We start from the raw sequence: 244 nt of genomic DNA, 5'->3' as shown, positions 1-244 counted from the left end.
CTTAAAAACGATAAATCTCAGGTTGTTCAAGAATCCATTTCGACCAAGCCAACTTGCCGAAAATACAGAACAAATTCTCAATAAAATCGTAGCTTTGACCTTAAAAACTCATCAAACACATAACGCCCAATTAAGTGGTGAACAACGCACTGGCCAAGCCACTGCATTGCACCATAAAACACTTTACTCAACGCATAGTAAAACTGCCACGCGTTGAGAATCCACTTGAATTGCTTGTTATGTG

1 protein-coding gene is annotated in these 244 nt (G+C 39.3%); it reads left to right on the top strand.

The window, feature by feature from the left end:
* On the top strand, positions 1-217 hold a 217-nt coding region (locus AACW06_RS20635), incomplete at its 5' end, for a hypothetical protein (protein WP_238336796.1).
* Positions 218-244 lie beyond the last annotated feature (27 nt).

The organism is Vibrio sp. S12_S33, assembly GCF_963889785.1.
Lineage (GTDB): Bacteria > Pseudomonadota > Gammaproteobacteria > Enterobacterales > Vibrionaceae > Vibrio > Vibrio aestuarianus.
Note: the sequence above shows the minus strand (reverse complement) of the source record. Positions and strands in the feature narration are given on the sequence as shown.